Raw genomic sequence first — 24,197 nt, 5'->3', positions numbered from 1 at the left:
TGTCATATACCTTCTCCTATTTTATGTCCTATTGGGATATATTGAGTAAGTATCCTACCGAGATTGTTTATTTTATATTCATTGCCATACTACTGATTACGCTAAGTATCATGACGATGATGATACTTTATGCTCGCCGATGGTATTTGGTACTACGAGAGCAAAGACATGCTACATTGCGGTTTCGCTATCAGTACTTTATTTATGATGCCCTGGTTGAGAGCAATAAAGAAGAAGTCTTATCTTCTACCACTTTGATCGTCAACAAATTCAAAGAAAATGAGCTAAAGAACAGGGAGCAAAAGCAGTTGATGATAGACCTCCTTATTGAGCTTAAGAAAAGCTTTAGTGGTAATGCAAAAAGGCAATTTCAGCAGCTGTACGTTTGTTTAGGATTACAACAGGAATCTATTGCGAAGCTCAAAAGTAAACATACACTTCAAAAAATTAAGGGCGTACGTGAACTATCAGAAATTGGGTGTCATTGTCCAGAATTGGATAAAGCATTTGTAGAATGGCAGACTGTTCCTCAAACCTTGTTAGCCGATGAAGTTAAGCTAGCTGCCGTCCGGATGAATTCTCCTCACATGCTTAGTTTTCTGCCTCAACAAAAAAGCACAATTAGTGAGTGGTTACAAATTCAGCTTCGCTATCATTTAGAAGTGCTCCCTCATGAATCAATTTCTAATTTTTCTCGCTGGTTAAATGTATACGAGCCTTCGGCAATTGTTTTTATTCTGCGAATGATGGCTCTCTTTAAGCAGAATGATGCTTTAGAAGACATTGCGACCTTACTCTACCATCTTGATGATGAAGTAAAAGCTGAGGCAGTAAGCACACTGGAAGCTTTGGAAGCCAAGCAGTACCTGAGCAGCATATTCAACCTGTTGGATAGTAATAACGAGTCGCTAAAAATCAGAACAATCTACGCAATTGGTAAGCTTGGCCAGGTTTTCCATGCCAATTTACTCCAGCCTTTTTTGCACCAGCAATCTCCCGGGATTTGCGATGCAGCCCGACTGGCAATCGCTGAAATTCATGAAAGATCATTTAGCAACCCAAAGAGCCTTTATAAGCACACACTTCATAACAGTAATACCCTATGAAAGAGTTAAGTGTAAGAACTATAGTGTTTATCTCTGAGCATCTGATTTTCTTTTATGCCGTAGCTATTTCATTGGTAAACCTATTTTTAGCTATTGTCTCTATTCTGGAAACAAGAAAATATATCCGCAGGAACAGACACGTAGATGATCAGGCTGTTTTATCATCGCCTTCAGCTCCATCCATCTCACTGCTAGTACCTATGTATAATGAAGAGAAAAATATTATAGATAGCGTGAGGTCTTTGCTTTCATTACAATACAATAATTATGATGTGATTGTCATCAATGATGGAAGTACTGATAATTCCCTAAGAAGTTTGATTGACTACTTCCAACTAATTCCTATTGAACAAAAAACATCAGGTTTGCTTCCTACCCGCAAAATCTTAGGGATATACAAATCTAAAAACAGGGCATTCGGAAAGCTGATCCTCATAGATAAACTAAACGGAGGCAAAGCAGATGCACTCAATGCCGGACTCAACATTTCTGCCAGCAAACTGGTAGCTACGATGGATGCTGACTCCATCATCGCTCCTGATGCACTGCTTAAAATGGTACGTCCCTTTCTCCGCAGTAAGACAAGAGTGATCGCAACTGGTGCCATTGTCAGAGTAGCCAACTCTTGCAAAGTAGAAGATGGCAGTTTAGTTAACGTACAACTTCCTTCAAACCTGCTGGCGCGCTTTCAGACACTGGAGTATCTCAGGGTATTTTTGCTCAGCCGTATTGCATGGAGCAAGCTTAATGGACTGCTTATCATTTCCGGAGCTTTTGGCTTATTTGACAAGCAGATTGCTATCAAAGCAGGAGGGTACTCTACCAATACTGTGGGTGAAGATATGGAGCTGGTGGTACGCATGCGCCGCTACATGCATAAGATTAAACAAAAGTACAAAGTATCTTATATTCCTGACCCTCTTTGCTGGACTGAGGCACCTTCAGAAGTTGGAATACTGGGGCGCCAAAGAAACCGCTGGGCCCGAGGAACTGCCGAAACATTGTACCGTCATCGCCAGATTTGCCTTAACCCTCGTTATGGTCTAATGGGAATATTGAGTTTCCCTTACTGGTTCTTATTTGAATACCTTGCTCCCTACATAGAAATTATCGGGATTTTGTATTTCATTGGGTTGCTGATCTGGGGAGCTATCAATTGGACATATTTCTTTGCTTTGCTGGCTTTGGTATATGCTTTTGCCGTATTTATTTCAATGCTTGCCTTGGTAGCAGAAGAGTTTTCGTTTCACAAATACAGTAAACGCTCAGATACAGCCAAGCTTGCACTTACTGCTCTTTTAGAGCCTGTTTTATACCATCCTATTATCCTTTTCAATGTACTTAAGGGCTACCTTGATCTTCTTTTTGGGAAGAAAAGCTGGGGTACTATGAAAAGAAAAGGGTTTAAGAATACGATTTCTGAGCAACAGACCAAGGTAACTGCCTAAAAATGCTATATGCAGATAAATAACAAGCTATACAACATAAGAGAGAAGCTGCTGGAATTATCTCAGGGAGATTTTGTGCAGGAAAAAAAGTTAGCTGACCAATACTTCAAATCCTTTCAGGACCTGAAAGATATTTATGCTGTTAGTCTGATCAATCAGGACTCAAGACTGCTTTCCTTTATTTATCAGAAATACAAACCTACCTTCAGGAAACTTGATCTCACTGAACTATCAGATGAGATTAAGACCACTATCAATATCATCAATCACTTGAAGACTGCTGAAGAATTGAATGAGTCCGCTAGTAGGGTAAAAAGCCATTGCGAGATAATCATTCATCAATTACAGCTCCATTACTCATGGCTTGATTAAATAAGAAAGCCTTATAAAAAAGAGCTTTCTTATCTAAATTTTCCAGCTGTACCTGAAGTTAATCAATATTTTCAAACCTTGTATAAGGCACCAAAATTTTAGGAATTCTTATCCCTTTTTCTGTTTGATTATTCTCCAGAATGGCCGCTACTATCCTGGGTAAGGCCAGTGCGCTTCCGTTCAGCGTATGCAATAACTGCGTCTGATTGTTACTGTCTTTATAGCGAAGCTTCAGGCGGTTTGCCTGATAGGTCTCAAAATTACTTACTGAGCTTACTTCCAGCCATTTTTTCTGCGCAGCCGAATACACTTCCATATCATACGTTTGGGCGGAAGTGAACCCAAGGTCTCCCGCACAGAGATTAAGTACTCGGTAAGGCAACTCAAGTTTTTCTAACAATGAGCGGATATACAATGCCATCTCTTCCAGCGCCTGGTAAGAATCTTCCGGACGATGAATACGCACAATCTCTACCTTATCAAACTGGTGCAGACGATTAAGCCCCCTTACATGAGCGCCCCATGAACCTGCTTCCCTACGAAAACAGGGTGTAAACCCTACATGCTTGATCGGAAGATCGTCTTCTTTCAGCATAACATCTCTGTATAAATTGGTGATAGGAACCTCAGCAGTAGGGATCAGGTACAGTTTTTCATTCACTAGCTGATACATCTGTCCCTCTTTATCAGGTAACTGACCTGTGCCATATCCCGAATCTTCATTGATCACCACTGGAGGCTGTACCTCATGATAGCCTGCTTTTTCGGCTTCATCCAAAAAGAAATTAACCAAAGCACGCTGCAGCTTCGCTCCTTTTCCTTTGTATACCGGAAAACCTGCACCGGTAATTTTATTGCCCAGCTCAAAATCAATAATGTCGTACTGCTCAATCAGCTCCCAATGAGGTTTGGCTGTATTCGGTAGCTCAGGTACTTTTCCGTGCTGCTCTACCACCTGATTATTATCAGAGGTTTTGCCTTCAGGCACTTTATCATTGGGAAGATTGGGTAGATTGTATAAAAGTTGAGACAGTTCTTCCTCATATTGTTTGAGCTGTTCTCCTAAAGTTTTACTGCGTTCTTTCAGTGCTATGCTCTTTTTCTTGTGCTCTTCTGCTACGCTCTTTTTTCCTTCCTTCATGAATTGCCCTATCATTTTAGAAAGAATGTTAAGCGATTTGAGAATCTCATCCAACTCAGTTTGGGTACTCCTGCGTTGCTGATCTTTTTCAACCACAGTTTTTACTGCCTTTCCTGCTTCCGGAAAATGTCTTTTCTGTAAACCTTCTACTACTTTTTCCTGATTTTCTCTTAAAAAGGAGATTTGTAACATTTTGAAAAAATAATTTGTTAACGAAGTAAATTTTTCTTTTTAACTATGTAGTTGTGAACTCAAGTTGACATGCTTGCGTTGACTTCACAAAATTATCTTATTTTTCTTGACAATTAGCAGTGGGTAAAATATAATTGCATCATCAATTCGGACGAAAAGGTATCTTTACCCTCAGTCAGACACTTCACAACACTGCATTGTCCTTTTGAAAGCCTTTTATTTATTTAAAAAATTCATTCCAAATTAAATTAAGCTAGACTTTTTCCTAGATGGATTTAATTTTTAGCACCACTTAATTTTTCCTATGTACAACATTGATGAACTACAGGTCAGACTTCTTTCTGAGTTGAGAGAGATTGCTGAAGAGCTAAATTTAAAAAATTACAAAAAACTTAATAAGCAGGATTTAATTTATAAAATACTTGATCAGCAGGCTGTGCTGCCTGATGATAAGCTTCCGAGCAAGAAGCCAACCGAAAGTAAACAAAGCGAAGAAGAGGCCAAACCCAAGGCTAAACCTAAAGCTAGAAGAAAACCTGGTCAAAAATCTAATACTAATAAAGGTAAAGAAGAAAGTAATAAGCCGGAAAGCAAACCCTCGTCTCAGGATCAGCAACGCGAAGAGCGTACTCGCCCCCGCCGCATGAACCGTGTAAATGTTACTGACAATCCTCAAAATGAAGGTGACTCCGACGATACCAGCGACTTGCTAGATTCTTTCAATATTGAGGTTGACGATAAAGATCAAAAAACTTCCCGCCCATCAGAGCCTAAGTCAGAATCCAAAGAAGATCGTGGTAAAGAAAAAGAAGGTAAAGAGAGCCAACACCCTAAGCACAAAAAAGAAAATCACGAGAACCGCGATTCTCGTCCCGATAACAAAAAGCCACACAGAGAGAACAGAGACAGAGGAAATCAGCAAGCTGTTCCTATCAAAGAATTTGATGGCTTAATTGAGAATGACGGGGTGCTGGAGATTATGCAGGACGGTTATGGTTTCCTTCGTTCTTCTGACTACAACTATGTAGCCAGCCCCGACGATATCTATGTTTCTCCTTCACAGATTAAACTGTTTGGCTTAAAAACCGGTGATACCGTAAAAGGGCAAATTCGCCCTCCTAAGGAAGGTGAAAAATATTTTGCGCTTTTAAGAGTAGAGTCGGTCAACGGTAAAACCACCGATGAGATTCGTGACCGTGTTCCTTTTGAATACCTTACGCCTCTTTTCCCTAATGAAAGACTAAATCTTCAGACCAAATCAGGCCGTTATTCTACCCGTATTCTGGACCTTTTCTCTCCTATTGGTAAAGGACAGCGTGGTATGATCGTTTCTCAGCCCAAATCTGGTAAAACCGTATTACTCAAAGAACTGGCTAATGCTATTGCTGAGAACCATCCTGAAGTGTATCTGATGATCCTCCTCATAGACGAACGCCCTGAAGAGGTAACCGATATGGCGCGCAGTGTAAATGGTGAGGTCATCGCTTCTACCTTTGATGAGCAGGCTGAAAAGCATGTAAAAGTTTCCAGCATCGTACTGGAAAAGGCCAAGCGCCTGGTAGAATCCGGACATGATGTAGTGATCCTGCTTGACTCTATCACTCGTCTGGCCCGCGCTTATAACACTACTGTTCCTTCTTCCGGTAAAATCCTTTCTGGTGGTGTGGATGCAAATGCACTACACAAGCCTAAGCGTTTCTTTGGGGCAGCTCGTAATGTAGAAAACGGTGGTTCGTTAACCATTATCGCTACTGCGCTGATAGAAACCGGCTCTAAGATGGATGAGGTGATCTTTGAAGAATTTAAAGGTACTGGTAATATGGAACTTCAGCTTGACCGTAAGCTGGCCAACAAGCGTATTTACCCTGCTATTGATGTTCCTGCATCGGGTACACGTCGTGAAGACCTGCTTATGGAAAAAGACGAACTTTCTCGCGTATGGATACTCAGAAAGCTAATGTCTGATATGACCTCTCAGGAAGCTATAGAGTTCTTATTGCAGCGTATGAAAGGTACGCAGGATAATGACGAGTTCCTGGTATCCATGAACGGTTAAGACATACACTATACAGTTTAGCTAAAGGCTATTGGCAAATGTCAATAGCCTTTTTAATTACTTATTCACCTTTCCCCTCTACATAATCCTGCAGATATTGATAAGGTGGAGTAAGCCTACGTTGATCGGTGATGGTGGCTCGGGCAATCATACCATCATCTTCACCCAGCAAATTTGGAAACACATACTTGATCAGATTTTCTCCAAAGGAGCGGGATGCGTCTCGGGGAAGTTCAGAAGGCAGATTATCAATAGCCATCACACTTACATTTGTATTCTCTGTATAAGGTTCATCTACCACTTTATCTTCCTGAGGATCATAATCATATACCGGTTTTTCAATGGTGGAAGGTCGCTTGGTAGATGGAATGGAACCTTCAATATCGCAGGTGATGTCGGCGATCACCTTGATCTGGAAATCATCCGCCAACATATCTGCTCTGAAAAACAGGACAGGCGCTCTATGATCCCAGAATGCGCCTGCGATAAATAGGTCTGTCACCTTAGTGTAAGGCTGAAACCCCGGCTCAAATTGTTCGGGATGCTTAAAGAACTCCTGCCGGCTAAAATCTCCGCCACCTTTTTTGAGGTTATAGTCTGTCACAAATAATTGGGCGTAGACTGGCTCATCAAAACTCTCCTCCAAATATTCTTTGGGTGTGACTTTACGTACACCTACACCATCCAATACTTCCATTGCCCCTTTGGCTACTCTTCCTGCCCCGGTAAGCGCAATCTTGATGGGCGGCAATTTTATTTTTGCATATTCTGTTTTTAGATCCTCCAGATCATAACAATCCTTGGCTCTACGAATATCATACAAACCTGATTTTTGGCCATAGGTGTAAAGACCATTATATGCGCCTACAATGCCCGCAAAACGGCCGAAGGCCACAATGCGATTACCTTTATCATTGGTAAGGCGTTCATAATCAATCAGGCGAATATTCTTTTTCAAGATTTGCTGCAACAGTTCTCTGTTATAAGCCTGCTTTTTGATGGTATGGGAGAAAAAAAGATAGGTCTTATCCGCTATAAGTTCTGGAATAGGCACTTCCTTCACCCCCAGCAAAATATCACAGTGGCTGACATCATCTACCAGCGTAATACCCAATTCCTGATACTGAGCATCACTGAAGCAGCGATGTTCACTGCGCTGGCAGTATACTTTTACATGAGGAAATTTTTTCTGCACCTCAACAGCCTGTTGAGGAGTTAAAGTAACTCTTCTATCTACAGGTATTTTCCCTTCTCTGATCAGGGCTATATTTATTTCAGGCATAAAATGTTGTTTTCTTATTTTACTTACTTCCCCGTGGAATGTTAATATTTAATCCGTTCATTCGTTACATATGACGCGAACTTATTAAAATTCTATGCCGGGAAAAACCAAAACTTTTTACGAGCGGTTCAGCACCTGGACTCGTAATTCTATCACGCTTCGCATTGCATCCGTAGTCATTTTGATACTACTGCTACTGATCCCTACTTCCATGATTGAAAGCCTGATCCGGGAGCGGCAAAACTATCGTCAGCAGGCCATACGCGAAGTGAGTTCTTCCTGGGCAAATGCACAAACACTGGCTGGCCCTATCTTAACGATTCCCTTTCGTACTTCTTATAGAAATAGTGATAATCAATTGGTAGAGACTACCGAATATGCTCACTTCCTTCCTGATGAATTATCCATAAATGCTACCATTTCTCCTGAGCTGCGCCATCGGGGCATTTATGAAGCTGTAGTATATCGTTCAGTTTTGAATTTTAGTGGATATTTTCCTGCTCCGAACCTGGAAATGATCAATCTTAGTGAGGGCCAAATGCGTTGGGAAGATGCTTCCATCGCACTTGGCATACCAGATATGCGGGGCATTGAACAAAGTATTATCATAGAATGGAAAGAAAAGGAGTATGCTTTTGATCCGGGAGCTGGTCCGGGCAATGTGCTGTCTTCAGGCGTAAGTGTTAATGCTCCGATAGATTCTACTTCCCGGACTTATAATTTTAATTTCAGCATTGAACTCAACGGAAGTGGTTCTTTAGGCTTTTTACCATTAGGGAAAACAACTAATGTTGAACTGACTTCACCATGGACCAACCCCAGTTTTGTGGGTGCGTTCTTACCTGATGAGCACAATGTTGATGAGGGAGGCTTCCATGCCCAATGGCAGGTTTTGCATCTCAACCGAAATTTTCCTCAAGTCTGGAAAGGCGATCAGTACGTTTTTCCGCTGGAAAACATTGCTCCTCCTGAGGATGATTATTTGTATCCTCCTTATCGCACAGAAGCTGCATTACAGGGAAATAGTCAAAGTTATGGCTTTGGTGTTAACCTACTGTTGCCGGTAGATCAGTACCAGAAAAGTATGCGCTCGGTGAAATATGCGATCATGTTCATTGCCCTTACTTTTCTTACTTTTTTCTTTGTAGAAATTCTGACCCGCAAACGGATTCATCCGATCCAATATCTTTTGGTAGGGCTGGCGCTCTGTATATTCTTTACCTTATTGGTCGCTATCTCTGAGCATACCAGTTTTAACCTCGCCTATATCATTGCTACTGTCATGGTTACCAGCCTGATTGCGATTTACGTACAGGCGATTTTTAAACATAAAAAGCTTACCAGCATGTTAACCTTACTACTTTTGCTGATGTACGGCTTTATTTTTACGCTTCTGCAGTTGCAGGATTATGCGCTGCTTATTGGCAGTATTGCGCTGTTTATTATTCTGGCAGTGGTTATGTACATTTCCAGAAAAATAGACTGGTACGCGATATCCGAGCGGGAGGATGAGTAGAAAACACAAAATCTATTGAGGTGGCTCTTCGTAGATATGATTAGAGTCAGCCAATATTAATATGTATTTAGTATGAAGAAGATTTTAATACTCGGAGCAGGTAGGTCTGCAGCTGCTTTGATTGATTATTTGAGCAAAGAAGGGCAAAAAAATGACTGGCAGATTCAGGTTGTGGATGCCGCTCCTGATATTACCCGCCAATACGAAAGTAAGTATGAGAATGTGCAGGCTTCCTCTCTGGATGTATTAGATACTTCTGCTCGCGAAAACTTAATGCAAGCAGCCGATCTGGTCATTTCCATGCTTCCGGCTCGTTTTCATATCCATGTGGCGGAATCCTGCATTGAGCTGAAAAAACATTTGCTCACCGCTTCTTATGTAGACGATGAAGTAAAGCAGTTAGAAGAACAGATCAAAGCGCAGGGGCTTATCTTCTTGTACGAATGTGGCCTGGACCCCGGAATAGATCATATGTCAGCTATGCAAATGATTGACGATATACGTGCCAAAGGAGGGTATGTCACTTCTTTTCAATCTTTTTGTGGCGGGCTGATGGCTCCTGGCTCCGATAATAATCCCTGGAGATATAAGTTTACCTGGAATCCTCGCAATGTTGTACTGGCCGGTAAAGGTGGTACGGCCCAATATATTTACAAAGGCATTTATAAAAACATACCGCATCATCAGCTGTTCAAAAGACTGACGATGGTGGAGATTCCTGAATTCGGCGATTTTGAGTCTTATCCCAACCGGGATTCACTCAACTATAGAGAGCTTTACGGATTGTATAAGGCTGAAACCGTACTGAGAGGCACATTGCGTCGTCCCGGTTTTTGCTCGGCCTGGCATGCTTTTGTGCAGTTGGGCCTAACCGATGACAGCTATCTGGTGCGCAATGTTGAGAATATGACTTATGCTGAATTTACGCGCTCTTACCTTCCTTACAGTAAAGATGATCTGCTGACCAATTTTAGCCGTTATATTGGCGTAGACATCAGCTCGGAGGTAATGCAGCGTATCAAGTGGTTGGGCATACTGGATGAAAAACCTATTGGACTGAAAAAAGCGACGCCGGCACAGGTGATGCAGCAGTTGCTGGAGAATAAATGGAAAGCTGATCCGGAGGATGAAGATATGATCGTGATGCAGCATCAGCTAGAGTATCAGCTAGAAGGTGAACTCAGAAAAACAACTTCATCCCTTGTGACTATTGGTCAGATCGCTACTTTTTCTGCCATGTCTAAAACGGTGGGCTATCCGCTTGGCATTGTGGCCAAGCTTATTTTGCAAAATAAAATTACTGAGCGTGGACTGATGATACCGGTGCACAAAGAAGTTTATCAGCCGGTATTAGCAGAATTAGCACAATTAAATATTAAATTTATTGAGGAAGAAGAGCAATTGACTTCTCCTTCCATAACTTAATACATCAAAATATTTTTTTACCATAAATTCATTTCGTATGAGTATTACGACATTACCCGATTTGCTTGATAAGATGTGGAAAGATTATACCCGCATGAACCCTCAGGCCCTGAAGATCTATAACCTCTTTTTGGAACGAGGTGACAAAGTAATTAACGATCATATTGCCCTTCGTACTTTTAACCATCCCAAGGTAGGCATAGATGCATTGTCACAATCTTTCCTGAAAGGAGGCTACGAGTATCAGCAGGATTATCATTTCACAGAAAAGAAATTGTATGCCAAGCATTTTCAGCATCCTGATGAGCAAATGCCCAAAATTTTTATCAGCGAACTGAAGCTTGAAGAGTTTGATGATGAATTACAGCGATTAGTGGGTGAGTTGATCGGGCAAATTCCTGAAAATGCGCCCCGCCAGTTTGATTTCTGCTCCAACGGTCGTCCCTGGGAAGTGAGCTTTGAGACTTATGAAAAGCTAAGGGCCAAAAGTGAATATGCCGCGTGGATGGCTGCCCATGGCTATCGTCCTAATCATTTTACTGTTTTCGTCAATGCGCTGACTAGCTTTGACGATATCCGTGAGGTCAATGCTTTTATCAAACAAAATGGCTTTAAACTGAATGACAGTGGTGGGGAGGTAAAAGGTTCTAAAGACGTTTATCTGGAGCAATCTTCTACTCTGGCAGACAGTGTAGAAGTTGATTTCTCTGATGGTAAGCAGGAAGTTCCTTCCTGCTATTATGAGTTTGCCCAACGCTATACTTTACCCGATGGTAAGCTGTACCAGGGTTTTGTGGCCAAATCTGCCGACAAAATCTTTGAAAGTACCGACAAGCGGAGTTCTTAAAGAACTTTTAATTCGCAAAAAATTAAGGCCGGTCATTTCAATTACCGGCCTTTGTATTTTCTACTCACTGGAAGAAGAAGATTTTTGATCATCAATCTGTTCTAAGAGTTCTTCCACTGCTCTTCTCAGTTGCGGATCTTCTCCATTGGCTTTGCTATCGGGGGCGTTTTCCACTACGATATCCGGTACTGCCGGGCCGTTTTCCATATTTTCTTCTGTAGCTTTCACGTACCAGGCACGGAATGGCAAACGAACATATGAACCGTCAATCAACCCTCTGCCTCCGGTAGAAATCACCGCGCCAAAAGTAGGCGTACCTACCAGCGTTCCCAGATCCAGAGTTTTATAAGCATGGGAGAAAATCTCTGCATTGGAATAGCTATTCTGATTACAGAGCGCAATAGAAGGTTTGGTCCAGGAAGCGAGGGGTAGCCTTTCGCCAAAAGGATAGTGCTCCTTAAACTGGCGATGTTCTTTATCCAGATCTTCAGCGGCACCTCTGGGAATAGTATAGGCATGCTGATCTACATTGAGCACTGCCATCAGATAATCGGTTGTCCAGCCTCCGCCATTAAAGCGTACATCTATCACGATGCCTTCTTTGCCCAGGCCGCTGGCGGTAAGCTCTCTTTCAAAACGTTCAAAGCTGGTCCAGTTCATCCCCTGTATGTGCAGATAGCCTAGTCGTCCACCTGAATATTCTTCAGTCAGCTTTTGACGATCTTCTACCCACTCATTGTATAGCGCACTATTTAAACTGCTTGTAGGGCGAATGATTACCTCTCTTTGCTCATTATTTTCTCTCCTGACAGTCAGGTAGATTTCTTCATCCGCTTTATTAATAAGGGGCTGATAGAAGTTTTCTGAAGCACTCACCGGTTCACCATTAATGGCCAGAATCACATCATTGGGATGCAAACGGCTATTATTCCTTTCTGCCGGACTTTCGGGTATTATACGCACTATCTCTACCCCTTCTTCAAGTGGTTCAATTTCTACGCCCAGCAATCCGGTTTTTTCTTCCTGGGTCTCTGCCCTGTCAGAATTATACAGCCCCATGTGGCTGGCGTTAATCTGTCCCAGCATGATGTTAAACATGTCTCTAAAGTCCGTTTTGGTAGATGCCTGTACTGTCCAGCTTTTGTATTTGTCGTGAAGGGCCTGCCAATCCTGTCCGTGAAAGTCAGGATCATAAAAACCATGATAGAGCGTACGCCAGGCTTCTTCAAAAATCTGCTCCTGCTCCTGCTGATGGTCAATTTTCATCTGAGCAGCATAAGGGAGGCTTTCCATATTGCTGTTTTTTAATTCTACTCTGGCCAGATTACCTCCAGATTTGAGCAGGTAGAGGTAATTATATTCAGGACTTATCATCACCTGATAAGGCTGCTGTCCGCCACTGGTCAGGGCTTTTTTCTCACTGCCATCCCACTGTATGCTATACAAATCCTGGTCTGCCTCAAAACTCTGCCTGCCTTCCCGATTGGTAACGAAGTAGAAAGTATCTCCATCTTTTGAAATGGCAATATCCGATTCGTTACCCGGCATAGAGGTTACTTGTGTCAACCGGTCATGGATATCTTCCAAGTCTATGCGCACATTGACAGTTTTGGTGGAATCTTCTTTATCCTCCTCATCACTTTCATCTTCCCAGTCGCGCTGTGTTTTCTCCCAATCTTCTTCCTTGAGCCAGGCAAACCACACATCAGCATCGCCATTATTCCTCACTGACAGGAAAGCCAGCTTGCTACCGTCAGGGCTCCAGCTAGGACTATAATCGGAGCGAGGATGCATACTCACATTAACCGGCTCCTGACTATCATCTGCCGGATGAATATAAATTTCGCTGTTAAAGTTTAAGCCGCTTAGAGAATAGGCGAGCCATTGGCTATCAGGGCTCCAGCTTACACCTTCGGCAGTATCCCAGCCATCCAGTAACACTTTTTCATTATCCAGGCTGCCATCCTCTTCAATGTCGGCCACTACCATTTGTCCTCTGCCTCTCAGATAGGCTATTTGCTTTCCATCGGGTGATACTTTAGGGAAAGCTTCGTCCTGATCGGTGTCAGTGAGCCTTTCTACTTCATATTTAAGCGTATTGTATAATTGGGTTCTTTGAGGATCAGCCGAACGCAGCAGGTAGAGGTCATATTGGTTATCCTCCCGGTCGGAAGTGAATATCAGACTGGAGTCATTCAGCCACTGTACGTTCATATCGCGGTAGGGGTGCTGAGACACGTTGACCGCCCTTTTTTTGTCTTTATCATTTTCTTTAATAAAAATCTCACCACGGATAACTAAGGCATTATACTTACCATTAGGCGAAACCGCATAATCAGCAGCATCACTGCTCATGGTCTTATATTCTTCCGGATCAAAACGATAATCAGAGGCCAACTGAACATCTAGTTTTTTAGCTTCTGCTCCGACCGACATTATATAAATAGAAGTTTCTCTTTCCATTGCCAAGGTATTGCCATTCTCACTCACACTAAAATAACGCACCCCGTCATCTTCATAGCTAGTGATTTGCTCAGTTTCTCCTTCCGCCTGTCCATCTTCTGTCAGCGTTTGACGATATACATTGTACTTTCCGCTTCGGGCACTGATAAAGAAAAGCGTACGGTCTCCACCCCATTGCGGATAAATGTCATTACCGTCAAAATCGGTAAGCTGCATATATTCTTCAGACTGGGTATCGTAGAGCCACACATCTTTGTTGGCGGGGCCACGATAAGCCTCACGGGCAATACGGCAGGAACCTCTGGTAAATGCAATGAAACGATCATCAGGAGAACTTACGGCAGTATACCCAACAGCATCAAGAATTCGGTTAGAAGTACCTCCACTGGCACTAATGCTGTGAATTTCCTGCTCCCGCTCTACATGCACAAAGGTACGCTCTGTACCGAACAGCACTTTTCCATCAGCCGTCCACCCAGAGACTTCATCTCCGGTAGAATGATAAGTGAGCCTTTGGGGGGTACCTCCCTGTGCATTAACCACATACACATCATCATTGCCATAGCGGTCTCCTGAAAAAGCGATTTGTGAGCCATCAGGACTCCATTTAGGCATAGCTTCGTAGGCTTCGTGAATGGTAAGGCGATAGGCTCTTCCGCCATCTACGGGTACTGTCCAGATATCTCCCTGATAAGAAAAAGCCACTGTACTGCCATCCGGGCTAAGGGCCGGGTATCTTACAAAAGGCTGGGCATCTTGTGCCCATATTTGCAGCGGTAATACTATAACAATCAAAAAAATATAAAGGCTTCTCATAAGGTATAAGGTTGGGTTTCAAATATTACAAGCTGAAATTACATACGATTGAGTATGTACACTACATCATTTGCTCATGCGTTGTAGCTTGTTTTAGGCTTGAAAAGGATAGTGCAAGCACTATCAGTACTGCTGCTTAAATTACACAAAAAAAGCCAAAGTGAGTAGTTCACCTTGGCTCAAGAATTCATGTGTTTTCATTTTAGGCTAAATCTCCGAATATTCTTTGCTTTACTTCAGGCCACTCATGATCCAGCATACTATAGTACACAGTATCGCGCACTCTGCCTCCGGGCATCACTTGATGGCTGCGCAGTATCCCATCTTCTTTGGCTCCCATCTTCATTATGGCTTTGCGAGAGCGCATATTGAGCACATCGGTTTTTAGTTCAAGTCGGCGTACACCCAGTTCTTCAAAAGCATAGCGAAAGAGCAGAAATTTGCAATGCTTATTCAAGCCGGTGCCATGAAAGTCTTTGCCCAGCCAGGTAGAGCCTATTTCCAAACGATTGTTTTCCGGTGAAATAGACATATAGGTTGAGCAACCTGCCACCCTACCGCTGGCTTTCTCAATAATGGTAAACGGGTACTTGCTTTTACTTTTCTGAGCATTAAGAAGTTCCTCAGTATACTTATGTAGATCTTCCTCTGTACGAATATGAGGGCTGGTTACCTTCCAGATATCAAAATCAAAAGCAATTTTGGCAAAGCTTACCTCATGCTCAGGCTGAAAGGGGGTGAGCAGCACATGCTTATCAGAGAGTTCAATATGCTGCTCAAAAAGGTTAGCAAGTTTTACGTTCAAGAGTTTTCAGTTACCTCCTTTAAATTAGACAATCCTTTTTCAAAATCCGGCCCTAGCATACCGTCCAGAAATAAGCCGAATATCCGGTCTATCGGATAACTTAGTTCTCCTTCATTAATCCAGGTGACTCTGGTACCCTGAGGTATTTCTTCAAAAGTCCAAATATCGTCAGATTCAAACATTTGTGGTTCTACAAAAGCTAATTTAGAAGTAATTTTTTTATTCGGCTCTATCTGATGCAAGGTAAGTGAACCGACACCCACTTCTTCTCCATCCCAGGCCCAGACAGAACCTATATCTTTACCTGTTCCGGAGATAGAATTTTTCACACTGGGATCACTGGCTGTCCAGGGGTTCCACTCTGCCCAATGATGCAGATTAGAAACTTTGGGGTACACTTCGCTCACAGATTTGTCAATGACAATGGAGCGCTCTACGTGATAAGAAGCGGGGAGGAATAGGGCGACAATCAGGAACAGTCCTACTACGATGGCTATTCCCAAAAGAAGTTTTTTAAGTAGTGACATAAGCTTAGGGATTTTTAAGCAAGATAAAAAAATACTTAAAATAAGTATACTCTCAGTGAAAAATCCCGTATTCTGGGGGAGAAGTTATTGCCTAAAGGTTTTGTCCAAACCTAATCAGATTTCCGTCTTCGTCCAGAATCGCAAATTCTCTCATCCCCCAGGGTTTGTCTTCCAGTTTTCCATTGGGGTGAATCACTCCTGCCTGCTGCATTTCCTGATATAACTGATCTACTTCCTGCACATAAACATAGCAACTGGTGTTCTCCGGAAAGATTTTATTATCACACTTCCAGAAGTGAATCGCAATATCATCACGTACTACAATACCGTAACCGGCATCGTGATAAGTCGCTTTGAAGCCGAGCTTAGTGGTATAAAAATTTACGGTTTTATCCATATCCAGCGAGGCAAGTACCGGGGCAGCTTTCAATAAATGTTTCATAGGTGTGGAAATATGATGAATGATTTTTCAAATGTACTTCAAAAAAGATCATGCATACATCACCCTGATTGAGGGTTTATCCAAAAAAAGCCATCTCCCTAAGTGAGAGACAGCTGAATAGAAATATGATTACGCTTATCAGATATCAAACTTGATCCCCTGCGCCAACGGTAGCTCCGTGCTGTAGTTGATGGTATTGGTCTGACGACGCATGTAGAATTTCCAGGCATCGGAACCAGATTCACGTCCGCCACCTGTATCTTTTTCGCCTCCGAATGCTCCGCCAATCTCCGCACCCGAAGTACCAATATTCACATTGGCAATACCGCAGTCTGAGCCCTGATGAGAAAGGAAAGTCTCTGCTTCTAAAAGATTCTGGGTAAAAATAGCTGAAGAAAGTCCCTGTTTTACATCATTCTGAATACGAATGGCATCCTTTACATCTCCTTTGTACATGATAAGATAGAGAATAGGCGCAAAAGTCTCTTCCTGTACTGTTTCATAATGACCTTCAGCTTCTACCAGAGCAGGCTTTACATAATTACCACTGTTATAGACATCACCCTCCATTACTTCTCCTCCCAGTAAAAGTTTTCCTCCTTCGTCCTGCACTTTTTGTAAGGCAGATTTGAAGTTTTCTACTGCTTCTTTGTCAATCATTGGTCCTACCAAAGTCTTCTTGTCCAGCGGATTTCCAATAGAAAGGGAAGGATAGATTTTGAGCAAACGGCTTTTCACTTCCTCGTACATATTTTCGTGGATAATCAGGCGGCGAGTGCTGGTGCAACGTTGTCCGCAGGTACCTACTGCTCCGAATACGGTAGCCCGGATAGCCATTTCCAGATCAGCATGCTCGGTAATGATAATAGCATTATTTCCACCCAGTTCCAGTAGCGATTTACCCAAACGAGCACCTACTGCTTCGCCTACTTTTTTGCCCATGCGGGTAGAACCGGTCGCTGAGACTAAAGGAATACGTCGATCGTGCGACATGAGCGAACCAATTTCCGCATCACCCAATATCAGATTAAAAATTCCTTCGGGCAGATTATTTTCTTTGAGGACTTCGGCTATAATTTTCTGACAGGCAATACCGGTCAGTGGTGTTTTTTCGGAAGGCTTCCATACTACTACATTGCCACAGACTGCGGAGATCATAGCATTCCAGGCCCATACGGCTACCGGAAAATTAAACGCAGAAATTACGCCCACAATGCCCAGCGGATGATACTGGTCATACATGCGGTGGTTAGGCCGCTCGGAGTGCATGGTAAATCCATAGAGTTGGCGGGAATGCCCTACGGCCAGGTCACAGATGTCTATCATTTCCTGTACCTCCCCCAGGCCTTCCTGATAAATTTTTCCCATCTCATAAGTTACCAGTTTGCCCAGCGGCTCCTTGTACTCACGTAGCTTAAGTCCGATCTGGCGAACGATCTCTCCACGCTGGGGAGCAGGCATCTTACTCCACACCACAAAACCTTTCTGTGCCTGTTCTATCACTTTTTCATAGACAGCTTCATCCGCCATAGTAACGGTAGCGATTAACTCACCATCTACCGGAGAATGAATTTCACGCGTAACTTTTCCTTCAGTGGCACTCCCAAAATGCTGCCCGGTGCTAAAAGCCGGGTTAAGGCTGTCTACCTTCAGGGTTTGCAACATTTGCTGTATTTCTTCGGTCAATGTTTTTGTTGTTTCCATCATGTAAAAAATTTATGCTCACAATCTATCCTTATACAAGCTTAAAAGAATTTATCAGTTTTTCATACCTTCAAAGCAAATTATGGAAGACTTCACCCCTTACCTTATACTTATTCTGCTCTGGATGGTTTACTTTGCGCTGCACAGTGTATTGGCGACTAATCAGGTCAAAGATTTTTTGAAAAACAAAATGGGCCGCTCTGCCCGATACTATCGCCTGCTTTATAATATATTCGCAATACTTAGTATTCTGCCTGTATTGCTTTACAACGCACTGATCTCCACTAAAGTGCTTATTCCTGCTGACTGGAAAGATATCGTCAGTTTTCTGGGGCTGGCACTTTCCACCTATGGGGTTATCATTGTACGGCTGGCTTTTCGTCAGTATTCTTTCAAAGAATTTCTGGGCTTAAAGCAATTGAAAAATGATGAAGATGAGTCCCTCAATACGGAAGGAATTTTAGGGGCGGTGCGTCATCCGCTATACTTTGGTGGTCTCCTGATCATCATCGGTTTCTGGCTGTTTGCTCCCTCGCTGGCCAATCTGATCACTGTCATTATGCTCATATTGTATATTCTGGTAGGTATTCGTTTTGAGGAGCGGAAATTGGTAGCGCAATACGGAGAGGCTTACAAAAAATACCAGGAAGAAGTACCCATGCTTTTTCCCAAACGCAGTGGATTGAGAAATCTTCGGAAATAGTCAGTCCTGATAGACGATACAGCCTGCATTTTTAGGATGGTCGGCCACCCAGCTACCTTTGGGCACTTTTCTGAGTACGGCCAGTATCCAAAAATCTCCGGCGGCGGCTACAATAAACAGCATGCCATAGGCAAACAGCCAGCCATTTCCTGTAAATAGGGAAATGAAGTAAGGAAGAAAGCCTAGCAGCAATGCAGGCATCAGAGCGCCCCAGCGATAGGGTGTAATCTGCATTGGTTTTTTGGCATGGGCATAGGGCGTCAGCGTTCTCCACTGTACACCCAGCTTCATTTCTTTCCAGCTTAAGCCCGCCAGTTGCTTCCAGGTGATGGCATGGATAACTTCATGGAAGAAGATACCCAGCAAAATAGCTGGTAAAACCCACCAGTTGGCAAACATCTCCTGCCAGGCATAGGCAAAAGCCCGCCACCCCCAAAGGGCAACGAAGGGTATGGCGAAAAGAAAGGAACCTGCTACATATGGCAATACAAGGAGCTGAATCTTGGCAGTGGGCACCGACATATCTATTCCTTTCTTACCTAAATAATACTCCATGAGAAATTATTTTAAGTTTTAAAGTACCATATTTCTTTACAATTCTTTGTGTCAGGCAGCATTCAGTTGATTAAGATCTTCCCTGATATGCGCCAGATATTTTCCGTAAGCCTTTTCTTCCATCCACCTGGCCAGATAGTAGCAGGCGGGAACCAGTATTACATTAAGTCCTATTAATATAGCCAGGATACGTTGATCCGATAAAATTTCTTCCGCGCTACGGTTTAAAGTAAATCCGTATACAAAACCCGCAGTAACAGAAATTGGATAAATGAACAAGGCTACGCTCTGCTCATATTTGTTGATTAGAGAAATTCTATGATAATAAATTTCCAGCGTTTCTCTCAGACTCAGGCTTTTGTCTACAAAGTTCAATACCCGATATTGCCCGTAAATCAGTACCAACCCAATGAGATAAGCGAGTACCAAAGGTGACATCAGGATTTTGTTGTATAATTTATCCGTAGTGATGATAATTGCTAAGAACACTAGCGTGAAGGCCATGATCCAAAGTAGTTTTAACCTTATATTGTTCTTGAGCTTTACCAAAGGGTCTATGGATTTCTTCTGTAAAGCCTTATTGAGAAAGGCTTCATCCAGCAGCGGCTGCTCTTCATTTTGCTGCCAGGTTTTCCATGATTTATTGAAGTCCTTCATATTTTTGTCTTTTTTCAGCTAACTTTTTTCTGATTCTATGCAGGCGCAGGGCTACATTGGCTTTTTGCATCCCTGTAATTTCAGCGATTTCTTCGTTCTGATATCCATCCAGATGCAGGCTGATGATCATACGCTCTATTTCCGATAACTGCTTGATGGTAAACATTAACCATTCTCTTTCACTATGATCAACATTTTGCTCACCCAAATGAGCGGCTGCTTCCAAAGGTTCTATATCTGGCTGGCGGTAATTTTTGCGTTGTGCGGTAAGTACCGTATTGAGGCTAACACGATATAGCCAGGTAGAAAATTTGGAACGCTCTTCAAATGCAGGATAAGATTTCCAGGCTTGCAGCAGAATTTCCTGTAGCATATCCTGCCGTTCTTCAGCCTCATCTATATAGAGGAAAATGACTTTCTGCATAATCCCGCGATGTTGCTGAACGAGCTGTAAAAATTTTTCCTTGTTTGGCTGACTCATGTATTGTGCTTAGCCGCTATGAACTTGTTTATCTTATGTGTAGAGAAAAGAGAAGTATTATTTCATCTTGGTTTCTTTTTTTTTGAAAAAAACATAAAAAAAGCCGGAATCACTTCCGGCCAGAATTTTCTATACAAACGTAATTTAGCATTAATCCTCCAGAAAGTTTCCGAGTATCGAGCTTTCTCCCTTATCTTTGTTCTTACCATAAGGGGCCAGTGCGGCGATAAGTTTACGAAGCGGCATAGACTGCAACCAAACTCTTCCCGTTCCGCTAAGAGTCGCTAAAAACATGCCTTCGCCACCAAAAATCATGGATTTCAGGCCTCCGGCAGATTGTACATCAAAATTGATAGAAGGTTCAAAAGCCACCACACATCCCGTATCTACTCGGAGAGTCTCGTTATTCAGCTGTTTTTCAATGATTGTACCACCAGCATGGATAAATGCCCGACCATCTCCCTGTAATTTCTGGAGAATAAACCCTTCACCACCAACCAGGCCTGAGCCAAGCCTACGGTTAAAAGTAATATTTACTTTGGTACCCAGCGCAGCACAAAGGAAAGCGTCTTTTTGTACTGTGAGGCTGTAATCATACATTTCGGAAAGATCTATAGGAATCACAGTACCGGGATATGGAGCAGAGAATGCTACCTTGGCTTTACCTTGGCCCCTATGGGTAAAGTGGGTCATAAATACAGATTCTCCGGTAAGCATGCGTGAGCCAGCAGAGAGCAGTTTCCCAAAAAATCCCTGGTTAGGATTTGAACCATCTCCCATTTTGGTTTCAAACTCAATACCGTTATCCATGTACACCATGGCTCCGGCCTCTGCAATCACTGTTTCATTAGGGTCAAGTTCTACCTCTACTACTTGTATACCGTGTCCGTGAATTTCATAATCAATTTCGTGCGATCTGTTCATTAGCTATTGTGGGTTAAGTTGAAAAATTGTGTTTACACTTTGCTGATTAATTTAATTAAAAGTCTGCTAACGCTCCAAAAAAACAGATCAGTATTGATAAATATAGCGGTAGCAGGCCCATATATGCTTGATTTCTCAGAATATTACAATTGGCTGACTAGTCAGCCTCTTAATATTGGAAGCGCTTGATTTTTTCAGAGGAATTAGAGGAAGGTGAGGCTGGTGTGCTGGTCCAGCATCCACCCTGTAATACTATAGCGGGAACGAGTGGTGATTAAAACTTCATGCTCAATCTCGCTTCTGAAGCAAACCAGCCTGCCAGAAAGAGGAGCAATGTCAAATTCTTCATCAGGTAAAAACATTCTTAGCTGACCTCCATCTTTTTCTTCCCAATCTTTGTTGAGATAACAGACGGTAGAAATAACGCGATGAGCATTTTGCTGAAAGCGGTCGGCATGTCGTTTGTAAAATGTACCTGCCGGATACATCGCAAAGTGAGCTTCAAAATCTTTAAGTCCTAGGAAGCAGGTATAATTCAGATATTCCATCAGCTGGCGCATCTTCCCTACATAGTTGGCTGTGACCTCCGTCATATCATTGGGGTTGATCCATCGTATGTAATCTCCTCTCACAGATTTGTCCACTGCAAAATTCTGCATCTTCCCGATTCCCGCTTTTTTAAACTCACCTTCTTCTGACAAATCCTGAAACCTGTCAACTACTGCATTTACTTGCTCAGGCGAAAAAAAATGATCTATCAGCCCGTATCCATTCTCTGCCAGTTGATCTACCAGCTTTTCCAATTGCGTTTCATGAAGTAAAGCCTCACTTTTTTCTTCCATAATTATGCTATTAAAAAAAGCAACCCTCCCGGGTTGCTCTCCAATTTAACTACAACTTAAATATACTTCTAAAAGTATGAATATTTATTCTTCTTTACTCTTAGCGGATGCTTCTTCTGATCCTTTGTCTATATCATCCCGATCACGCAATTTCTTATCGTCTACATGGCGATTAAGAAATTTATTGATTTTATCAATATCCAGCGTTGATCGGATTTCTCCAAAAGAATCAATTTTGATATCAAAACCATTCAGTTCATCATTAACTTTCGGTTTGCTTCTTTTACTCAATCTTTTTCTGCTCATAATGTATCTACGTTTTTACGTGCTTATCTAGTTTTTGTAGGGCATTTTCAATTCTGCTTACAGTTTCGTCTCTGCCTAAAACCTCAATAGTTGGCATGAGGTCAGGTCCCGAACCCTCTCCTGTAACAGCCAGTCGTAATGCTTGCATCACTTTGCCCATCTTAACATCAAGTTCATTCAGAACTTGTTCTAAAACGGCTTTGGCCTGATCTGCACTTAAGTCCGCATTATGTCGCTTGAGAGCATTTGCATAAGCCTGCAGCACAGTTACGGCCTCATCCGTCCACTTTTTATTAACGATTTTTTCGTCATATCGTTGGGGAGCTACATAAAAGAACTTCGCATTTCCCCATATTTCCGCAGGAAAAGTTACTCTTTCTTTCATCAAACCACTTACCTTCAAGGCCTTCTCCCGGCTGCTTTCTACTCCTGCTTTCTCCAGAGTTGGCAGCAGCATATCGGCTAGTTCCTCATCAGATTTCAGGCGGAGGTACTGCTGGTTATACCATTGGGCTTTGTGAATATCAAACCTTGCTCCTGCCTTGTTTATATTTTCTATTTTAAACGCTTCCACAAGTTCTTCTTTGCTAAACATTTCCTGTTCTGTCCCCGGATTCCATCCCAGAAAGGCGAGAAAGTTGATGAAAGCTTCAGGCAGATAACCATCTTCTTTAAAGCCGGGCAGGTGATTATCATTTTCGTCTGTCCATTCCATCGGGAACACTGGAAAACCGTGCTTTAGAGAGTCCCTTTTGCTTAGCTTACCATTACCATCCGGCTTCAGCAAAAGCGGAAGGTGCGCAAACTTAGGCATGCTCGCTTCCCAGCCCAAGAACTGATATAAAAGCACATGCAACGGTGCAGAAGGTAACCACTCCTCTCCTCGAATCACGTGGGTGATCTTCATCAAATAATCATCTACCACATTGGCCAGGTGGTAAGTGGGCATACCATCGGATTTCATGATTACTTTATCATCCAGGGTAGAGGAATGCACCATGATCCATCCACGGACTAAGTCATTGAGGCGAACTTCTTCTTTACGGGGTACTTTTAGGCGGATCACATAGGGTTCGCCAGCATCCATTTTGGCTTTGACTTCCTCCTCGGAGAGGGTCAAAGAGTTTTTCATGGTCATGCGGGTAATGGCATTGTACTGAGGCTGGGCCACCCGGGCTTCTTTCAGGCGCTCCCGCATTTCATTCAGTTCATCGTCGGTATCAAAAGCATAGTATGCATGGCCGGAGTCAATCAGTTGCTGTGCATATTTTCCGTATATCTCCTTGCGCTCCGACTGACGATAAGGAGCATAAGGTCCTCCTTCATCTACGCCTTCGTCGGGCTGTATACCGCACCATTGCAGGGCTTTTTTCAAGTATTCCTCTGAGCCGGGCACGTAGCGTGTCTGATCCGTGTCCTCAATACGCAGAATAAATGTTCCTTTCTTCTGCCGGGCAAAAAGGTAGTTGTATAATGCAGTACGTATTCCTCCAATGTGCTGAGGCCCGGTTGGGCTGGGCGCAAACCTTACTCTTATATTTTCTTCCATTACTTATGCTTGATCTCTATTTATACTTATAAACTATG

The 24,197-nt window shown here is 42.7% G+C and carries 22 protein-coding genes; 8 read left to right on the top strand and 14 right to left on the bottom strand.

The window, feature by feature from the left end:
* The first annotated feature begins 23 nt into the window (after positions 1 to 23).
* The 3 genes from WJR50_RS01295 to WJR50_RS01285 are packed head-to-tail and all read left to right on the top strand — an operon-like array spanning position 24 to position 2,926.
* On the top strand, positions 24 to 1,106 hold the full coding sequence (locus WJR50_RS01295; RefSeq protein ID WP_341291398.1) for a HEAT repeat domain-containing protein: 1,083 nt from the start codon (positions 24 to 26) through the stop codon (positions 1,104 to 1,106).
* On the top strand, positions 1,103 to 2,554 hold the full coding sequence (locus WJR50_RS01290) for a glycosyltransferase family 2 protein (RefSeq protein WP_341291397.1): 1,452 nt from the start codon (positions 1,103 to 1,105) through the stop codon (positions 2,552 to 2,554). Before WJR50_RS01295 ends, WJR50_RS01290 begins: the two co-directional genes overlap by 4 nt.
* 9 nt (positions 2,555 to 2,563) lie before the next feature.
* A complete protein-coding gene (locus WJR50_RS01285; protein ID WP_341291396.1) occupies positions 2,564 to 2,926 on the top strand; it encodes a hypothetical protein in 363 nt (120 codons plus the stop codon).
* A 58-nt stretch (positions 2,927 to 2,984) separates the two neighbouring features.
* On the opposite strand, the gene serS is transcribed toward WJR50_RS01285, so the two are convergent.
* Positions 2,985 to 4,259, bottom strand: a complete 1,275-nt coding sequence (gene serS, locus WJR50_RS01280) for a serine--tRNA ligase (RefSeq protein WP_341291395.1) — start codon at positions 4,257 to 4,259, stop codon at positions 2,985 to 2,987.
* A 304-nt stretch (positions 4,260 to 4,563) separates the two neighbouring features.
* Here serS and rho point away from each other — a divergent pair, with 304 nt between their 5' ends.
* Positions 4,564 to 6,315, top strand: coding sequence for a transcription termination factor Rho (gene rho, locus WJR50_RS01275; protein ID WP_341291394.1), 1,752 nt, complete (start codon positions 4,564 to 4,566; stop codon positions 6,313 to 6,315).
* Between the two features lie 61 nt (positions 6,316 to 6,376).
* On the opposite strand, the gene WJR50_RS01270 is transcribed toward rho, so the two are convergent.
* Positions 6,377 to 7,597 (bottom strand): NAD(P)-dependent oxidoreductase, encoded by a 1,221-nt coding sequence (locus WJR50_RS01270; protein ID WP_341291393.1) that lies wholly within the window; start codon positions 7,595 to 7,597, stop codon positions 6,377 to 6,379.
* Between the two features lie 94 nt (positions 7,598 to 7,691).
* On the opposite strand from WJR50_RS01270, the gene creD reads away from it, so the two are divergent.
* The 3 genes from creD (at position 7,692) to WJR50_RS01255 (ending at position 11,385) form a co-directional block, all read left to right on the top strand.
* On the top strand, positions 7,692 to 9,113 hold the full coding sequence (gene creD, locus WJR50_RS01265) for a cell envelope integrity protein CreD (RefSeq protein ID WP_341291392.1): 1,422 nt from the start codon (positions 7,692 to 7,694) through the stop codon (positions 9,111 to 9,113).
* Positions 9,114 to 9,185: 72 nt separating this feature from the next.
* Positions 9,186 to 10,538 carry a saccharopine dehydrogenase C-terminal domain-containing protein gene (locus WJR50_RS01260; protein WP_341291391.1) on the top strand — a complete coding sequence of 451 codons (1,353 nt, stop codon included), beginning with the start codon at positions 9,186 to 9,188 and terminating at the stop codon, positions 10,536 to 10,538.
* 37 nt (positions 10,539 to 10,575) lie between these two features.
* A complete protein-coding gene (locus WJR50_RS01255) occupies positions 10,576 to 11,385 on the top strand; it encodes a DUF1338 domain-containing protein (RefSeq protein WP_341291390.1) in 810 nt (269 codons plus the stop codon).
* 60 nt (positions 11,386 to 11,445) lie between these two features.
* Here WJR50_RS01255 and WJR50_RS01250 read toward each other — a convergent pair whose 3' ends face one another.
* The 5 genes from WJR50_RS01250 to amaB form a co-directional block, all read right to left on the bottom strand.
* Entirely contained in the window at positions 11,446 to 14,664 is a 3,219-nt protein-coding gene (locus WJR50_RS01250) for a S41 family peptidase (protein ID WP_341291389.1), read from the bottom strand.
* Positions 14,665 to 14,866: 202 nt separating this feature from the next.
* Complete coding sequence (locus WJR50_RS01245; protein WP_341291388.1) at positions 14,867 to 15,469, bottom strand: GNAT family N-acetyltransferase; 603 nt, start codon at positions 15,467 to 15,469, stop codon at positions 14,867 to 14,869.
* Positions 15,466 to 15,996: an SRPBCC family protein gene (locus WJR50_RS01240; protein ID WP_341291387.1), complete on the bottom strand. Its 531-nt coding sequence runs from the start codon at positions 15,994 to 15,996 to the stop codon at positions 15,466 to 15,468. The genes WJR50_RS01245 and WJR50_RS01240 overlap by 4 nt, the downstream gene beginning before the upstream one ends.
* 91 nt (positions 15,997 to 16,087) lie before the next feature.
* On the bottom strand, positions 16,088 to 16,438 hold the full coding sequence (locus WJR50_RS01235; protein WP_341291386.1) for a bleomycin resistance protein: 351 nt from the start codon (positions 16,436 to 16,438) through the stop codon (positions 16,088 to 16,090).
* Positions 16,439 to 16,576: 138 nt separating this feature from the next.
* A complete protein-coding gene (gene amaB, locus WJR50_RS01230) occupies positions 16,577 to 18,142 on the bottom strand; it encodes an L-piperidine-6-carboxylate dehydrogenase (RefSeq protein WP_445223445.1) in 1,566 nt (521 codons plus the stop codon).
* Positions 18,143 to 18,224: 82 nt separating this feature from the next.
* Here amaB and WJR50_RS01225 point away from each other — a divergent pair, with 82 nt between their 5' ends.
* Positions 18,225 to 18,845, top strand: coding sequence for a methyltransferase family protein (locus tag WJR50_RS01225; protein WP_341291384.1), 621 nt, complete (start codon positions 18,225 to 18,227; stop codon positions 18,843 to 18,845).
* Here WJR50_RS01225 and WJR50_RS01220 read toward each other — a convergent pair whose 3' ends face one another.
* From WJR50_RS01220 to gltX, 7 genes are all read right to left on the bottom strand, one after another.
* Complete coding sequence (locus WJR50_RS01220) at positions 18,846 to 19,400, bottom strand: DUF3267 domain-containing protein (protein ID WP_341291383.1); 555 nt, start codon at positions 19,398 to 19,400, stop codon at positions 18,846 to 18,848.
* Between the two features lie 51 nt (positions 19,401 to 19,451).
* Positions 19,452 to 20,057 (bottom strand): hypothetical protein, encoded by a 606-nt coding sequence (locus tag WJR50_RS01215; protein ID WP_341291382.1) that lies wholly within the window; start codon positions 20,055 to 20,057, stop codon positions 19,452 to 19,454.
* Positions 20,041 to 20,538: an RNA polymerase sigma factor gene (locus WJR50_RS01210; protein ID WP_341291381.1), complete on the bottom strand. Its 498-nt coding sequence runs from the start codon at positions 20,536 to 20,538 to the stop codon at positions 20,041 to 20,043. Before WJR50_RS01210 ends, WJR50_RS01215 begins: the two co-directional genes overlap by 17 nt.
* 150 nt (positions 20,539 to 20,688) lie before the next feature.
* On the bottom strand, positions 20,689 to 21,462 hold the full coding sequence (locus WJR50_RS01205) for a TIGR00266 family protein (RefSeq protein ID WP_341291380.1): 774 nt from the start codon (positions 21,460 to 21,462) through the stop codon (positions 20,689 to 20,691).
* A 203-nt stretch (positions 21,463 to 21,665) separates the two neighbouring features.
* Complete coding sequence (locus WJR50_RS01200; RefSeq protein WP_341291379.1) at positions 21,666 to 22,304, bottom strand: 2OG-Fe(II) oxygenase; 639 nt, start codon at positions 22,302 to 22,304, stop codon at positions 21,666 to 21,668.
* Positions 22,305 to 22,388: 84 nt separating this feature from the next.
* Positions 22,389 to 22,610, bottom strand: coding sequence for a hypothetical protein (locus tag WJR50_RS01195; RefSeq protein WP_341291378.1), 222 nt, complete (start codon positions 22,608 to 22,610; stop codon positions 22,389 to 22,391).
* 7 nt (positions 22,611 to 22,617) lie between these two features.
* Positions 22,618 to 24,159, bottom strand: a complete 1,542-nt coding sequence (gene gltX / locus WJR50_RS01190) for a glutamate--tRNA ligase (RefSeq protein ID WP_341291377.1) — start codon at positions 24,157 to 24,159, stop codon at positions 22,618 to 22,620.
* Positions 24,160 to 24,197 lie beyond the last annotated feature (38 nt).

The organism is Catalinimonas locisalis (assembly GCF_038039535.1).
In the GTDB taxonomy this organism is placed as follows: domain Bacteria; phylum Bacteroidota; class Bacteroidia; order Cytophagales; family Cyclobacteriaceae; genus Catalinimonas.
This window is presented reverse-complemented; position numbering and strand designations above follow the sequence as displayed.

Bases quoted from the DNA above. Each gene is read 5' to 3' on its own strand.
- WJR50_RS01255 (WP_341291390.1), top strand. From the start codon at position 10,576: ATGAGTATTACGACATTACCCGATTTGCTTGATAAGATGTGGAAAGAT.
- WJR50_RS01240 (WP_341291387.1), bottom strand. From the start codon at position 15,996: ATGTCACTACTTAAAAAACTTCTTTTGGGAATAGCCATCGTAGTAGGA.
- serS (WP_341291395.1), bottom strand. From the start codon at position 4,259: ATGTTACAAATCTCCTTTTTAAGAGAAAATCAGGAAAAAGTAGTAGAA.
- WJR50_RS01195 (WP_341291378.1), bottom strand. From the start codon at position 22,610: ATGAGCAGAAAAAGATTGAGTAAAAGAAGCAAACCGAAAGTTAATGAT.
- WJR50_RS01220 (WP_341291383.1), bottom strand. From the start codon at position 19,400: ATGGAGTATTATTTAGGTAAGAAAGGAATAGATATGTCGGTGCCCACT.
- WJR50_RS01250 (WP_341291389.1), bottom strand. From the start codon at position 14,664: ATGAGAAGCCTTTATATTTTTTTGATTGTTATAGTATTACCGCTGCAA.
- WJR50_RS01205 (WP_341291380.1), bottom strand. From the start codon at position 21,462: ATGAACAGATCGCACGAAATTGATTATGAAATTCACGGACACGGTATA.
- creD (WP_341291392.1), top strand. From the start codon at position 7,692: ATGCCGGGAAAAACCAAAACTTTTTACGAGCGGTTCAGCACCTGGACT.
- WJR50_RS01215 (WP_341291382.1), bottom strand. From the start codon at position 20,057: ATGAAGGACTTCAATAAATCATGGAAAACCTGGCAGCAAAATGAAGAG.
- WJR50_RS01260 (WP_341291391.1), top strand. From the start codon at position 9,186: ATGAAGAAGATTTTAATACTCGGAGCAGGTAGGTCTGCAGCTGCTTTG.
- gltX (WP_341291377.1), bottom strand. From the start codon at position 24,159: ATGGAAGAAAATATAAGAGTAAGGTTTGCGCCCAGCCCAACCGGGCCT.
- WJR50_RS01235 (WP_341291386.1), bottom strand. From the start codon at position 16,438: ATGAAACATTTATTGAAAGCTGCCCCGGTACTTGCCTCGCTGGATATG.
- WJR50_RS01200 (WP_341291379.1), bottom strand. From the start codon at position 22,304: ATGGAAGAAAAAAGTGAGGCTTTACTTCATGAAACGCAATTGGAAAAG.
- WJR50_RS01285 (WP_341291396.1), top strand. From the start codon at position 2,564: ATGCAGATAAATAACAAGCTATACAACATAAGAGAGAAGCTGCTGGAA.
- rho (WP_341291394.1), top strand. From the start codon at position 4,564: ATGTACAACATTGATGAACTACAGGTCAGACTTCTTTCTGAGTTGAGA.
- WJR50_RS01270 (WP_341291393.1), bottom strand. From the start codon at position 7,597: ATGCCTGAAATAAATATAGCCCTGATCAGAGAAGGGAAAATACCTGTA.
- WJR50_RS01225 (WP_341291384.1), top strand. From the start codon at position 18,225: ATGGAAGACTTCACCCCTTACCTTATACTTATTCTGCTCTGGATGGTT.
- amaB (WP_445223445.1), bottom strand. From the start codon at position 18,142: ATGGAAACAACAAAAACATTGACCGAAGAAATACAGCAAATGTTGCAA.
- WJR50_RS01295 (WP_341291398.1), top strand. From the start codon at position 24: ATGTCCTATTGGGATATATTGAGTAAGTATCCTACCGAGATTGTTTAT.
- WJR50_RS01210 (WP_341291381.1), bottom strand. From the start codon at position 20,538: ATGAGTCAGCCAAACAAGGAAAAATTTTTACAGCTCGTTCAGCAACAT.
- WJR50_RS01290 (WP_341291397.1), top strand. From the start codon at position 1,103: ATGAAAGAGTTAAGTGTAAGAACTATAGTGTTTATCTCTGAGCATCTG.